This window comes from Methylophilus sp. E2MeOHC9, assembly GCF_058744375.1.
Map to the genome: position 1 here is coordinate 1,266,041 of NZ_CP196024.1, position 14,700 is coordinate 1,280,740.

A 14,700-nucleotide genomic window follows, 5' to 3' on the forward strand; every position below is an offset into this window, starting at 1 on the left:
CCCCAACACAGGATATTTCCATGCCCTGAACAAGGACGCCGTGAGTGGCTCGATGCAAGTCGGGCTTTCATTAACGGAAGGAGAACAGACCTTGAGTCTTAATCTTACAGAGAAAAAAGAAGTCGTTGCAGAGGTAAGCGCCCAAGTGGCGAATGCACAGTCAATCATTCTTGCTGAGTATCGTGGTATTGGCGTTGCCAACATGACGAAACTGCGTGCTGAAGCACGTGAAGCAGGTGTGTTTCTGCGTGTATTAAAAAATACCCTGGTTCGTCGTGCAGTAGAAGGTACGCCTTTTGCAGCATTGGCTGACGACATGGTTGGTCCACTGGTTTACGGTATTTCTGCTGACCCGGTGGCGGCTGCTAAAGTGTTGAACAACTTTGCTAAAAGCAATGATCAGTTCAAGCTGGTTGCAGGCGCGATGCCTAATGAGCGTTTAGACGCTGCTGGTGTGCAAGCACTGGCTTCAACATTGAGCCGCGATGAGTTGCTGTCCAAACTGGCTGGCATGCTCAACGAAATCCCGACCAAGTTTGCTCGTGCCGTTGCAGCAGTACGCGACGAAAAAGAAAAGCAAGCCGCTTAATTTTTAATCAAATTTATTTTAGGAAATTATTATCATGGCAATTTCAAATGCTGATATTTTGGATGCAATTGGTAGCAAGACCGTATTAGAGCTGACCGCATTCATCAAAGAAATCGAAGAGAAGTTTGGCGTTTCTGCTGCTGCTGTTGCAGTTGCTGGTGGCGGTGCTGCCGGTGCTGCTGCTCCTGCTGCTGCTGAACAAACTGAGTTCAATGTGATCTTGAACAGCGCTGGCGACAACAAAGTTAGCGTGATTAAAGCTGTGCGTGAATTGACTGGTCTGGGCTTGAAAGAAGCTAAAGACGTCGTTGACGGCGCACCTAAAGCAGTTAAAGAAGGCGTAAGCAAAGCTGACGCTGAAGCTGCTATCAAGAAATTGATCGAAGCTGGCGCGACTGCTGAATTGAAATAATTCATCATTGTGCTACTGGCTGGGCTGACGGGCAACCGTCGGCCTTCGCCGTTTCTGGCGTTGCAGATTATTCATATGCTGTGATTGTCAGTGCAGGTGTTGTAAAAGTAGTGTTATGGCCGCATTTAACCTTATCTAAGTGGCTGTTTTTAATACGAAGTTAGAAATCAAAACATTGCAGTGGATGAAAAGTGTTTTGTCTTCTACCCTCAAAATCTCAGGAGACGCTATGAGCTATTCCTTTACCGAAAAGAAACGCATCCGCAAAAGCTTTGCCAAGCGCGACAGTGTTCAAGAGGTTCCTTATCTGCTGGCTATGCAGTTGGAGTCTTACAAATCATTCCTGCAAGAAAATGTCGCAGTAGACCAACGTAAAGACCAGGGCCTGGAATCAACTTTCCGTTCAATTTTCCCTATCGTCAGCCATTCAGAGAATGCACGTCTGGATTATGTCAGCTACCAGTTAGGTGCAGAGCCGTTTGACGTCAAAGAATGTCAACAACGAGGCCTGACCTATGCTGTGCCGTTGCGCGTGAAAGTACGCCTGACCATTATGGACCGTGAAGCTTCCAAGCCAACGGTGAAAGAAGTCAAAGAGCAAGAAGTGTACATGGGTGAATTGCCACTCATGACCGAGAATGGTTCTTTTGTAATTAACGGTACTGAGCGCGTGATCGTGTCCCAGCTACACCGTAGCCCGGGCGTGTTCTTTGAGCATGACCGTGGTAAAACCCACAGCTCAGGCAAGTTGCTGTTCTCAGCACGTATCATTCCTTACCGTGGTTCATGGTTAGACTTTGAGTTTGACCCTAAAGATTACCTGTATTTCCGCGTTGACCGTAGACGCAAAATGCCAGTGACTATCCTGCTGAAGGCATTGGGCTACAACCCGGAACAGATCCTGGAAACATTCCACGACACTGACACTTTCCACATTGGCCCTAAAGGCCTGGAATTCGAGTTAGTGGCTGATCGCCTGCGTGGCGAAGTGGCGAAATTTGATATTGCCGATAAAGACGGCACCGTGCTGGTTGCTAAAGACAAGCGCGTAACGGTGAAACACATCCGTGATATCGAAAAAGCCGGCATTAAAGCCATGGCTGTGCCTACCGACTTTATTATGGGTCGCGCAGTTGCCAGAAATATCATCGATACCGAAAGCGGTGAGTTGATTGCCAATGCCAACGACGAAATCACGCCAGCATTGCTGGAAAAATTAGTCGCTGCCAAAATCAGCGAAGTCGATACCATTTACACCAATGACCTGGATCACGGTGATTTCATCTCGCAAACATTGCGCAGTGATGAGATCCCTGACCAGTACAGCGCACGCGTGGCGATTTACCGCATGATGCGTCCTGGTGAGCCACCGACCGAAGATGCAGTACAAGCCTTGTTTAACGGCCTGTTCTTCTCTGAAGATAGGTACGACCTGTCAGTCGTTGGCCGCATGAAGTTTAACCGTCGTGCATACCCAACCAAGCTGGAAGACCGTTCTGCCACCTGGATCCGCCGTTTCTACGAAAAAGTGGGCCCACAAGGCGATACCGGTGCCAATGTGTTGTCTAACGAAGACATCCTGGCCGTGATCGGTGTGCTGATTGAGCTGCGCAATGGTCGCGGCGAGATTGACGATATCGATCACCTGGGTAACCGCCGTATCCGTTCAGTCGGTGAATTGGCTGAGAACCAGTTCCGTGCCGGTCTGGTACGTGTTGAGCGTGCAGTGAAAGAGCGTTTGTCACAAGCGGAATCAGAGAATCTGATGCCACATGATTTGATCAACGCCAAACCAGTCTCCAGCGCGATCCGTGAGTTTTTTGGCTCCAGCCAATTGTCACAATTTATGGACCAGACTAACCCGTTGTCCGAGATTACGCACAAACGCCGTATCTCAGCCCTGGGCCCTGGTGGTTTGACACGTGAACGTGCCGGTTTTGAGGTGCGTGACGTACATACCACCCACTATGGCCGCGTATGTCCTATCGAAACGCCGGAAGGTCCAAACATTGGTTTGATCAACTCTCTGGCGCTGTATGCGCGTACCAATGATTATGGTTTCCTTGAGACACCTTATCGCTTGGTCGAAGGCAACAAAGTCAGTGATCAGATCAACTTCCTGTCTGCGATTGAAGAAAGCCAGTATGTGATTGCCCAGGCAAACACCGAAGTGGCGAAAGACGGCAGCTTTAAAGAAGACTTGATCTCTGCGCGTTTCCATAATGAATTCACCATGACGCAGCCAGAGCGCGTACAGTACATGGACGTGGCGCCAGGACAGATTGTGTCTGTGGCGGCTTCATTGATTCCTTTCCTGGAACACGATGATGCGAACCGTGCATTGATGGGGGCCAACATGCAACGTCAGGCTGTGCCTTGTCTGCGAGCTGAAAAAGCCGTGGTAGGTACTGGTATTGAACGTACGGTTGCGATTGACTCGGGTACTGTTGTTACTTCCCGTCGCGGTGGTATCGTTGATTACGTCGATTCAGGCCGTATTGTGATCCGTGTACACGATGCTGAAGCACAAGCGGATGAAGTCGGTGTGGATATCTACAACCTGACCAAGTACACACGTTCTAACCAGAACACCAACATCAACCAGCGTCCATTGGTCAAAGTGGGTGATGTCATCGCTCGCGGTGACGTAGTTGCAGATGGTGCGTCAACTGATATGGGTGAATTGGCTTTAGGTCAAAACATGCTGGTAGGCTTTATGCCTTGGAACGGCTATAACTACGAAGACTCGATCTTGATCTCCGAGCGCGTAGTGGCTGATGACCGTTACACTTCAATCCACATTGAAGAGTTGTCAGTAGTGGCACGTGATACCAAACTGGGACCTGAAGAGATTACCCGTGATATTTCCAACCTGTCCGAGCGTATGCTGGGCCGTCTGGATGACTCCGGCATTATCTACATCGGTGCTGAAGTTGAAGCAGGTGACGTACTGGTGGGTAAAGTGACACCAAAAGGTGAAACGACTTTAACGCCGGAAGAAAAATTGCTGCGTGCGATTTTCGGTGAAAAAGCTTCTGACGTAAAAGATACTTCCCTGCGCGTGCCTTCTGGCATGACAGGTACAGTGATCGACGTACAAGTGTTCACGCGTGAAGGCATTGACCGTGATACCCGTGCCCAGCAGATTATTGATGACCAGTTGTCTCACTACAAAAAAGATCTGGGCGACCAGATGCGTATTGTTGAAGATGACGCGTTTGGCCGTATCAGCCGTTTGCTGACAGGTAAAGCGGCTACTGGCGGCCCTAACAAGCTGAAAAAAGGCGACAGCGTCACTGCTGAATACCTGGAAAGCGTTGGCCGTTATGACTGGTTTGATATTCGTCTGAACGACGAAGAAGCGGCCCGTCAACTGGAACAATTGAAAGACAGCCTCAGCCAGGCACGCGTCGAGTTCGACAACAAGTTTGAAGAGAAGAAGCGTAAGCTGACTCAAGGTGACGAATTGCCACCTGGTGTTCAGAAAATGGTCAAAGTCTATTTGGCAGTGAAGCGTCGTATCCAGCCTGGTGACAAAATGGCGGGTCGTCACGGTAACAAGGGTGTGATCTCCAAGATTTGCCCGGTTGAAGACATGCCGCACATGGCCGATGGTACGCCGTTGGACATCGTGTTGAACCCATTGGGCGTTCCTTCACGGATGAACATCGGCCAGATTCTGGAAACGCATCTGGGTTGGGCTGCTAAAGGTCTGGGCAAGCGCCTGGGCGATATGTTGCAAGCCGAAGCCAAAGTGGTTGAAATCCGTGGCTTCCTGGACAAGATCTACAACAGCAGCACTGGCAAGAAAGAAGACATTGCCGGCCTGACAGATGTTGAAGTGATTGACCTGGCAACTAACCTGAAACACGGCGTGCCATTTGCGACTCCGGTGTTTGACGGCGCTGCTGAATCCGATATTAAAGCCATGCTGGACCTGGCTTTCCCGGACGACGATGAACATACCAAGAAACTGCAGTTCCACGCAGGTAAGACACAGGTTAAATTGTTTGATGGCCGTACCGGTGATGCTTTCGAGCGTCCGGTCACTGTGGGTTACATGCACGTGCTGAAACTGCATCACTTGGTTGATGACAAAATGCACGCACGTTCTACCGGTCCTTACAGTCTGGTGACACAGCAACCATTGGGCGGTAAAGCACAATTCGGTGGCCAACGTTTCGGTGAGATGGAAGTTTGGGCACTGGAAGCATATGGTGCGTCATACACCTTGCAAGAGATGTTGACTGTGAAATCGGATGACGTGAATGGCCGTACCAAAGTGTACGAAAACATCGTCAAGGGTGAGCACAAAATTGATGCGGGTATGCCTGAATCATTCAATGTGTTGGTGAAAGAAATCCGTTCACTGGCTATTGATATCGATTTAGACCGTAATTAATCCCGCCATTAAGGAGAGTCTCTATGAAAGCGTTATTAGATTTATTTAAACAGGTTACGCAAGAAGAAGAGTTCGACGCAATCAAGATTGCGCTGGCTTCACCTGAAAAAATCCGCTCATGGTCTTATGGCGAAGTTAAAAAGCCAGAAACCATCAACTACCGTACCTTCAAACCTGAGCGGGACGGTTTGTTCTGCTCTAAAATCTTTGGCCCTATCAAAGATTACGAGTGTTTGTGCGGTAAATACAAACGCCTGAAGCACCGTGGCGTGATTTGCGAGAAGTGTGGCGTTGAAGTCACACTGAGCAAAGTGCGTCGTGAGCGCATGGGCCACATCGAACTGGCTTCACCAGTGGCGCATATCTGGTTCCTGAAATCCCTGCCTAGCCGCTTGGGTATGGTGCTGGACATCGCTCTGCGTGACATCGAACGTGTACTGTACTTTGAAGCATTCATCGTGATCGACCCAGGCATGACACCACTGACACGTGGTCAATTGCTGACGGAAGATGACTACATCGCCAAGGTAGAAGAATACGGTGACGAATTCAACGCCGTGATGGGTGCTGAAGCGATTCGTGAGTTGTTGCGCACGATGGACATCAACCGTGAAATCGAAACTTTGCGTAGCGAGTTGTCTGCCACTGGTTCTGAAGCCAAGATCAAGAAAATTGCCAAGCGCCTGAAAGTGCTTGAAGCATTCCAGAAATCTGGCATCAAGCCAGAGTGGATGATCCTGGAAATCCTGCCGGTATTGCCGCCAGAGTTGCGTCCTTTGGTACCACTGGATGGTGGCCGTTTCGCAACGTCTGACCTGAACGACCTGTATCGCCGTGTGATTAACCGTAACAACCGTTTGAAGCGTTTGTTAGAGTTGAAAGCACCGGAAATCATCGTCCGTAACGAAAAACGTATGCTGCAAGAAGCGGTGGATTCACTGCTGGATAACGGTCGTCGCGGTAAAGTGATGACGGGTGCTAACAAGCGTCCGCTGAAATCACTGGCTGACATGATCAAAGGTAAGGGCGGTCGTTTCCGTCAGAACTTGCTGGGCAAGCGTGTGGATTACTCCGGTCGTTCCGTGATCGTGGTTGGTCCGCAATTGAAATTGCACCAGTGTGGTCTGCCTAAGAAAATGGCGCTGGAACTGTTCAAACCTTTCATCTTCCACAAACTGGAAGTATTAGGTCTGGCTACCACCATCAAGGCTGCGAAGAAGAAAGTTGAAGAGGAAGGACCAGAAGTCTGGGATATCCTTGAAGACGTGATCCGCGAGCATCCGGTATTGTTGAACCGTGCACCTACACTGCACCGTCTGGGTATCCAGGCGTTTGAGCCAGTGTTGATCGAAGGTAAAGCGATCCAGTTGCACCCGCTGGTGTGTTCAGCCTTTAACGCCGACTTTGACGGTGACCAGATGGCGGTACACGTACCATTGAGCCTGGAAGCGCAGATGGAAGCCCGCACATTGATGCTGGCGTCTAACAACGTGCTGTCTCCAGCCAACGGCGAACCAATCATTGTGCCGTCACAGGATATCGTCTTGGGTCTGTATTACATGACCCGCGAAAAAGTGTCTGCACGCGGTGAAGGCATGATCTTCAGTGATATCAAGGAAGTACAGCGTGTGTACGACCAGGGCCTGATTGATCTGCATGCCAGAGTGACTGTGCGTATTAAAGAGTTTGAGCTGGATGTTGCCGGTGAGAAGACTGAAAAGATCAATCGCTACAACACGACTGTTGGTCGTGCATTGCTGTCTGAGATCCTGCCACCTGGCTTGCCATACAGCTACATCGACAAGGCACTGAAAAAGAAAGAAATTTCACGCCTGATCAACGCCAGCTTCCGTAAAGTAGGCATCCGTGAAACAGTGATTTTCGCTGACAAACTGATGTATACCGGTTATTCCTACGCGACTAAAGCAGGTATCTCTATCAGCATCAACGATATGTTGGTGCCGCCAGAGAAAGAGCAATTGATCGCTGCTGCTGACGCTGAAGTGAAAGAGATCGAAGACCAGTATGTCTCCGGTCTGGTGACACAAGGTGAGCGTTACAACAAGGTGGTCGATATCTGGGGTCGTGCCGGTGACAAAGTGGCTGACGCCATGATGAAACAGTTGCGCGAAGAAGATGTAAAAGACGCTGATGGCAATGTGGTCATGAAAGACGGCAAGGCTGTACGTCAGGAGTCGTTTAACGCGATTTACATGATGGCCGACTCTGGTGCTCGTGGTTCTGCCGCGCAGGTGCGTCAGCTGGCTGGTATGCGCGGCCTGATGGCGAAACCGGATGGTTCCATTATTGAAACGCCGATTAAGGCGAACTTCCGTGATGGCCTGAACGTATTGCAGTACTTTATTTCTACCCACGGTGCTCGTAAAGGTTTGGCTGATACGGCATTGAAAACAGCGAACTCAGGTTACCTGACTCGCCGTCTGGTAGATGTGACACAGGATCTGGTTGTCACGCAGCTGGATTGCGGTACAGTTGAAGGTTTGGTCACTAAAGCCTTGGTAAAAGGTGGTGAAGTGGTCGAGCCATTGCATGACCGTATCCTGGGTCGTACTGCAGCCCTTGATGTTCTGCATCCTGAAACGCAGGAAGTCATCTATTCAGCGGGTACATTGTTGGGTGAAGATGAAGTAGAAAAAATCGATGCCCTGGGTATTGATGAGGTCAAAGTACGTACTGCACTCACTTGCGATACGCGTTACGGTATTTGTGCCAAGTGTTATGGTCGTGACCTGGGTCGCGGCAAGTTGATCAGTATGGGTGAAGCTGTTGGTGTGATCGCGGCGCAATCTATCGGTGAGCCAGGTACTCAGCTGACCATGCGTACTTTCCACATCGGTGGTGCGGTATCGCGTGCGGCTTCTGTGTCTCAGGTTGAGAGTAAGTCGAACGGTGTGGCTGGCTTTACGTCAACCATGCGCTATGTGACTAACTCACGTAACGAGCAAATCGTGATTTCGCGTAATGGCGAAGTGGTGATTTCTGAAGAAAATGGCCGTGAGCGTGAGCGTCATAAAGTGCCTTACGGTGCGACACTGACCATCACAGATGGTAAAACAGTGAAAGCCGGTCAGGCATTGGCGACATGGGATCCACATACCCGCCCGATTATTACCGAGTACGCTGGTCATGTGAAATTCGAGAACGTTGAAGAAGGCGTGACCGTAGCCAAACAGGTAGATGAAGTGACCGGTTTGTCTTCACTGGTGGTGATCGATCCTAAACAACGTGCTGGCCAGTCCAAAGGCCTGCGTCCGCAAGTGAAATTGCTGGATGCGAACGGTGTGGAAGTCAAAGTCGCTGGTACAGATACGCCAGTGAACGTGACCTTCCAGCTGGGTTGTATTATCACGGTGAAAGATGGTCAGGAAGTTGGCGTGGGTGAAGTGCTGGCACGTATCCCGCAAGAATCTTCCAAAACCCGTGATATTACCGGTGGTCTGCCACGTGTAGCTGAACTGTTCGAAGCGCGTTCACCAAAAGATGCCGGCATGCTGGCTGAGGTGACAGGTACTGTTTCGTTCGGTAAAGATACCAAAGGCAAGCAGCGTTTAGTCATCACGGATCTGGATGGTATTACCAGCGAGTTCCTGATCGCTAAAGACAAGCACGTGACTGCGCATGATGGTCAAGTGGTGACTAAGGGTGAGTCTATTGTTGACGGCCCGGCTGATCCGCAAGATATTCTGCGTCTGCAAGGCCGCGAGGCGCTGGCACGTTACATCATCGATGAAGTGCAAGACGTGTATCGCTTGCAAGGCGTGAAGATCAACGACAAGCACATTGAAGTGATCGTACGTCAGATGTTGCGCCGTGTACGTGTGACGGATGCCGGTGATACAGGCTTCATTACTGGTGAACAAGTAGAGCGTGCAGATCTGTTGACTGAAAACGAACGCGTAGTTGCTGAAGATAAGCGTCCGTCTACTTTCGAGTACGTGTTGCTGGGTATCACCAAAGCTTCGCTGTCTACCGATTCGTTCATCTCGGCGGCTTCCTTCCAGGAAACCACCCGCGTGTTGACTGAAGCGGCTATTTTGGGCAAACGCGACGATCTGCGTGGCCTGAAAGAAAACGTGATCGTGGGTCGATTGATTCCAGCCGGTACCGGTTTGGCTTATCACGAGTCCCGCAAGCGCGCAGCGATTGCATCACTGACACCAAATGTGGCAGAACCTTCACAAGCCATGTTGGCCGCTGAAGCGATGTTTGCACCTGAAGTAGTGGTAGAAGAGACTGCTGCAGACGACAACATAGCCGAGTAATTCGATCACTGTTGTCCCTGTTTTCAAGGGGTGTCTCGCATGAATAATGCTTGACACCCCTTGACTCATTTACTAAAATGCTGGGTTTCTCAGAATGGCCTTATTGTCTCAATAAGGCATTATTGTTGATATGCCACCAAAGCTGAGTCTTCCTGCTCAAATTGGTGGTTCTTAAAAAAGGTGAAGAGGTTAAGGCAATGCCAACCATTAATCAGTTAGTACGTAAACCACGCGTTAAAGTGGTTACAAAGAGCAAGGTTCCAGCTTTGGAAGCTTGCCCACAGAAGCGTGGTGTGTGTACCCGTGTATACACAACAACTCCAAAAAAACCAAACTCTGCGTTACGTAAAGTTGCCAAGGTGCGTTTGACCAATGGCTACGAAGTAATTAGCTACATCGGCGGTGAAGGCCACAACCTGCAAGAGCACAGTGTGGTATTGCTGCGCGGCGGCCGTGTAAAAGATTTGCCAGGTGTGCGTTACCACATGGTGCGCGGTAGCTTGGATACTGCTGGTGTGAAAGACCGTAAACAGTCACGTTCCAAATACGGTGCCAAGCGTCCTAAAGAAGCTAAAGCTTAATTTATTAAGCTTGCACAAGTTTTTCCATACTTTTATAGCGGCTGAAATGCCTTGCGAGTGTCATTGCTAGCAAAAATTTAATTGAAAAGAGAATGTTATGCCAAGACGTAGAGAAGTCCCCAAACGTATTATCTTGCCGGATCCAAAATTTGGTAGCCAGGAAGTGTCCAAATTTGTAAATGTGCTGATGACAGGTGGTAAAAAATCTGTTGCTGAGCGCATCATTTACGGTGCCTTTGATCAGGTGGCCAGCAAGAGCGGTAAGGACCCGCTGGAATTATTCACCACAGCGTTGAATAATCTGCGTCCTGTCGTTGAAGTGAAGAGTCGCCGTGTTGGTGGTGCAAACTACCAGGTGCCTGTAGAAGTGCGCCCAAGCCGCCGTAGTGCGCTGGCTATGCGCTGGTTGCGTGATGCAGCCCGCAAGCGGGGCGAGAAGTCCATGGGCCTGCGTTTGGCAGCTGAGCTGATTGAAGCTTCAGAAGGCCGTGGTTCAGCAATGAAAAAACGTGAAGAAGTTCACCGTATGGCAGAAGCTAACAAAGCTTTCTCACACTTCCGTTTTTAATTAAACGACCTCGTTCTTTAATAATTAGTTGAATTGATAGCAAAGGTAAACTATCGTGGCACGCAAAACCCCTATTGAACGCTACCGGAATATTGGTATTTCTGCGCACATTGATGCAGGTAAAACAACCACTACAGAACGTATTCTGTTCTACACAGGTGTGAACCATAAAATTGGTGAGGTGCACGATGGTGCAGCCACTATGGACTGGATGGAGCAAGAGCAGGAGCGTGGTATCACCATTACTTCTGCAGCGACCACCTGTTTCTGGAAAGGTATGGACCTTTCCTTGCCTGAGCATCGATTCAACATTATTGATACCCCAGGGCACGTTGACTTTACCATTGAAGTAGAGCGCTCCATGCGTGTGCTGGATGGTGCCTGCATGGTTTACTGTGCAGTAGGTGGTGTACAGCCGCAATCTGAAACTGTGTGGCGTCAGGCCAACAAGTACAAAGTGCCACGTCTGGCCTTTGTCAACAAAATGGACCGTTCCGGTGCCGATTTCTTCAAAGTCGTAGACCAAATGAAAACGCGTTTGCGCGCGAATCCAGTGCCTGTGGTGATCCCTATTGGCCGTGAAGATACTTTTACTGGCGTGGTTGACCTGATCAAAATGAAAGCCATCATCTGGGATGAGGCTTCACAGGGTATGAAATTCAACTACGGTGATATTCCTGCTGATCTGGTCGAAACCGCCAACAAGTGGCGCGAGCAAATGGTTGAGTCAGCTGCTGAAGCCAGCGAAGACTTGATGAACAAGTACCTGGAAAACGGTGAGTTGGAAGAGAAAGACATCGTTCTGGGGCTGCGTACACGTACCATCGCTGGTGAGATTCAGCCGATGTTGTGTGGTTCAGCGTTTAAAAACAAAGGTGTTCAGCGTATGCTGGATGCGGTTGTTGATTTCCTGCCATCACCGATCGATATTGATGATGTGACTGGTGAAGATGACTACGGCAAGCCTGCCAGCCGTAAAGCTGACGACAAAGAAGGCTTCTCTGCCCTGGCGTTTAAATTGATGACGGATCCGTTCGTTGGTCAATTGACGTTTATCCGCGTTTACTCCGGCGTGCTGAACAAGGGTGATACCGTTCTTAACTCTATCAAGAATAAGAAAGAACGTATCGGCCGTATCGTGCAGATGCATGCAAACAACCGTGAAGAGGTTGAAGAGGTTCTGGCTGGTGACATCGCCGCCTGTATCGGCTTGAAAGACGTTACAACCGGTGAATCTTTATGTTCACCTGACAAGCCTATCATTCTTGAGCGCATGATTTTCCCTGAGCCAGTGATTCACGTGGCTGTGGAACCAAAAACCAAGAGTGACCAGGAAAAAATGGGTCTGGCGTTGGGTCGCCTGGCACAGGAAGATCCTTCATTCCGCGTGCGTTCAGATGAAGAGTCTGGTCAAACGATTATTTCCGGTATGGGTGAGTTGCACCTGGAGATCCTGGTAGACCGTATGCGTCGTGAATTCAACGTTGAAGCTAACGTTGGTGCACCGCAAGTGGCGTACCGTGAAGCGATCCGCAAATCAGTCGAAGTTGAAGGCAAGTTCGTTAAGCAATCCGGTGGTAAGGGTCAATACGGTCACGTATGGCTCAAAATGGAACCTAACGAAGCTGGTAAAGGCTTTGAGTTCGTTGACCAGATCAAAGGTGGTACCGTGCCGCGTGAATTCATTCCTGCGGTTGAAAAAGGCTTGCGTGAAACTATTCCTGCCGGTGTATTGGCTGGTTTCCCGGTGGTTGACGTGAAAGTCACCTTGTTTGATGGTTCATACCATGACGTTGACTCGAACGAAAACGCATTTAAAATGGCGGCTTCTATCGGCTTTAAAGATGGTATGCGTAAAGCAGACCCAGTATTGCTTGAGCCTATGATGGCAGTAGAAGTTGAAACGCCTGAAGATTACATGGGTGACGTAATGGGTGACTTATCTTCACGCCGCGGCATTATCCAGGGTATGGATGACATGCCTGGTGGCGGTAAGGCGATTAAAGCTGAAGTGCCATTGTCAGAGATGTTTGGTTACTCCACTGTAGTGCGTTCCTTGTCACAAGGTCGTGCCACATACAGCATGGAATTCAAGCATTATTCCGACGCACCGAAGAACGTTGCTGAAGCAATCATCAACAAAAAATAATTGATTTAATACAGATTTAATTAAAAGGAAAACATCATGGCAAAAGGCAAATTTGAACGTACCAAGCCACACGTGAACGTTGGTACGATTGGTCACGTTGACCACGGTAAGACAACCCTGACAGCGGCTATTACCACTGTATTGACTAAGAAATTTGGTGGTGAAGCGAAGGCTTACGATCAAATTGACGCGGCGCCAGAAGAAAAGGCACGTGGTATCACGATCAACACAGCACACGTTGAATACGAAACAGCAGCACGTCACTACGCGCACGTTGACTGTCCAGGTCACGCTGACTACGTTAAAAACATGATTACCGGTGCTGCCCAGATGGACGGCGCGATCCTGGTATGTTCAGCTGCTGACGGCCCAATGCCACAAACACGTGAACACATCCTGTTGGCCCGCCAGGTTGGCGTACCATACATCGTTGTATTCCTGAACAAAGCTGACATGGTAGATGACGCTGAGTTGCTGGAACTGGTTGAAATGGAAGTGCGTGACCTGTTGTCTAAATATGACTTCCCAGGCGACGACACCCCGATCATCAAAGGCTCAGCGAAACTGGCCCTTGAAGGTGACCAATCAGAAATCGGCGAACCAGCCATCTTCGCATTGGCTGACGCATTAGACAGCTACATCCCAACGCCAGAGCGTGCTATCGACGGTACCTTCCTGATGCCAGTAGAGGACGTATTCTCTATCTCTGGTCGTGGTACTGTAGTGACTGGCCGTATCGAGCGCGGTATCGTTAAAGTCGGCGACGAAATCGAAATCGTTGGTATCAAGCCAACATTGAAAACAACATGTACTGGTGTTGAAATGTTCCGTAAATTGCTGGACCAAGGTCAAGCAGGCGACAACGTAGGTGTATTGTTGCGCGGTACCAAGCGTGAAGAAGTTGAGCGTGGTCAAGTATTGTCCAAATCAGGTTCTATCAAGCCACACACTAAGTTCACAGCAGAGATCTACGTGCTGGGTAAAGATGAAGGTGGTCGTCATACGCCATTCTTCAACGGCTACCGTCCACAGTTCTACTTCCGTACGACAGACGTGACTGGTGCAGTTGAATTGCCAGCAGGTACCGAAATGGTGATGCCAGGTGATAACGTATCTATCTCAGTAGCGCTGATTGCGCCTATCGCGATGGAAGACGGCTTGCGCTTCGCGATTCGTGAAGGTGGTCGTACTGTTGGTGCTGGCGTTGTAGCTAAGATCATCGAGTAATTCATTTTATGGGCGGCAGGAATTTCCTGCCGCTTTTGCTCTTTTTAAGGAAAAAACATGGCAGCTCAAAAAATTCGTATCCGTCTGAAAGCATTTGATTATCGTTTGATCGACCAATCAGCTTTGGAAATTGTGGATACTGCGAAACGTACTGGTGCAGTTGTAAAAGGTCCGGTGCCATTGCCAACACGTATTGAGCGCTTTGATATTCTGCGTTCGCCACACGTGAACAAAACTTCACGTGACCAGTTCGAAATCCGTACCCATCAGCGTTTGATGGACATCGTGGATCCTACAGATAAAACTGTAGATGCATTGATGAAGCTGGATCTGCCAGCTGGTGTGGATGTAGAAATCAAGCTGTAATTCAAAAAGTTTGTCATTCTCGACATGGCCTTCAATTTGAAGGCTATTGTCAAATCAAGAATAGTTCGGTATAATCCGCGCTCTTCGGTGGACGGTCAATTGTAATCGTCCACTTTAAACTAT

9 protein-coding genes are annotated in these 14,700 nt (G+C 49.3%); all 9 read left to right on the forward strand.

The window, feature by feature from the left end:
* Window positions 1–91 precede the first annotated feature (91 nt).
* The 9 genes from rplJ (at window position 92) to rpsJ (ending at window position 14,577) form a co-directional block, all read left to right on the forward strand.
* The gene (rplJ, locus tag ACSSVF_RS06060) at window positions 92–589 is read left to right on the forward strand and encodes a 50S ribosomal protein L10 (RefSeq protein WP_492406041.1); all 498 of its coding nucleotides are present in this window, start codon (window positions 92–94) and stop codon (window positions 587–589) included.
* Window positions 590–623: 34 nt separating this feature from the next.
* Window positions 624–1,001, forward strand: coding sequence for a 50S ribosomal protein L7/L12 (gene rplL, locus ACSSVF_RS06065; RefSeq protein ID WP_492406042.1), 378 nt, complete (start codon window positions 624–626; stop codon window positions 999–1,001).
* 229 nt (window positions 1,002–1,230) lie between these two features.
* Window positions 1,231–5,403, forward strand: a complete 4,173-nt coding sequence (gene rpoB / locus ACSSVF_RS06070; RefSeq protein ID WP_492406043.1) for a DNA-directed RNA polymerase subunit beta — start codon at window positions 1,231–1,233, stop codon at window positions 5,401–5,403.
* Between the two features lie 23 nt (window positions 5,404–5,426).
* Window positions 5,427–9,686, forward strand: a complete 4,260-nt coding sequence (gene rpoC, locus ACSSVF_RS06075) for a DNA-directed RNA polymerase subunit beta' (protein WP_492406044.1) — start codon at window positions 5,427–5,429, stop codon at window positions 9,684–9,686.
* 197 nt (window positions 9,687–9,883) lie between these two features.
* Window positions 9,884–10,267: a 30S ribosomal protein S12 gene (gene rpsL, locus ACSSVF_RS06080; protein ID WP_018987692.1), complete on the forward strand. Its 384-nt coding sequence runs from the start codon at window positions 9,884–9,886 to the stop codon at window positions 10,265–10,267.
* A gap of 97 nt (window positions 10,268–10,364) precedes the next feature.
* Window positions 10,365–10,835: a 30S ribosomal protein S7 gene (rpsG, locus tag ACSSVF_RS06085; protein ID WP_019881216.1), complete on the forward strand. Its 471-nt coding sequence runs from the start codon at window positions 10,365–10,367 to the stop codon at window positions 10,833–10,835.
* Between the two features lie 55 nt (window positions 10,836–10,890).
* Window positions 10,891–12,984: an elongation factor G gene (gene fusA, locus ACSSVF_RS06090; protein ID WP_492406045.1), complete on the forward strand. Its 2,094-nt coding sequence runs from the start codon at window positions 10,891–10,893 to the stop codon at window positions 12,982–12,984.
* Between the two features lie 36 nt (window positions 12,985–13,020).
* Window positions 13,021–14,211, forward strand: a complete 1,191-nt coding sequence (tuf, locus tag ACSSVF_RS06095) for an elongation factor Tu (RefSeq protein ID WP_442584715.1) — start codon at window positions 13,021–13,023, stop codon at window positions 14,209–14,211.
* Between the two features lie 57 nt (window positions 14,212–14,268).
* On the forward strand, window positions 14,269–14,577 hold the full coding sequence (rpsJ, locus tag ACSSVF_RS06100; protein ID WP_018986280.1) for a 30S ribosomal protein S10: 309 nt from the start codon (window positions 14,269–14,271) through the stop codon (window positions 14,575–14,577).
* Window positions 14,578–14,700 lie beyond the last annotated feature (123 nt).

Bases quoted from the DNA above. Each gene is read 5' to 3' on its own strand.
- rpsL (WP_018987692.1), top strand. From the start codon at position 9,884: ATGCCAACCATTAATCAGTTAGTACGTAAACCACGCGTTAAAGTGGTT.
- rpoC (WP_492406044.1), top strand. From the start codon at position 5,427: ATGAAAGCGTTATTAGATTTATTTAAACAGGTTACGCAAGAAGAAGAG.
- rpsG (WP_019881216.1), top strand. From the start codon at position 10,365: ATGCCAAGACGTAGAGAAGTCCCCAAACGTATTATCTTGCCGGATCCA.
- tuf (WP_442584715.1), top strand. From the start codon at position 13,021: ATGGCAAAAGGCAAATTTGAACGTACCAAGCCACACGTGAACGTTGGT.
- rplL (WP_492406042.1), top strand. From the start codon at position 624: ATGGCAATTTCAAATGCTGATATTTTGGATGCAATTGGTAGCAAGACC.
- rpsJ (WP_018986280.1), top strand. From the start codon at position 14,269: ATGGCAGCTCAAAAAATTCGTATCCGTCTGAAAGCATTTGATTATCGT.
- rpoB (WP_492406043.1), top strand. From the start codon at position 1,231: ATGAGCTATTCCTTTACCGAAAAGAAACGCATCCGCAAAAGCTTTGCC.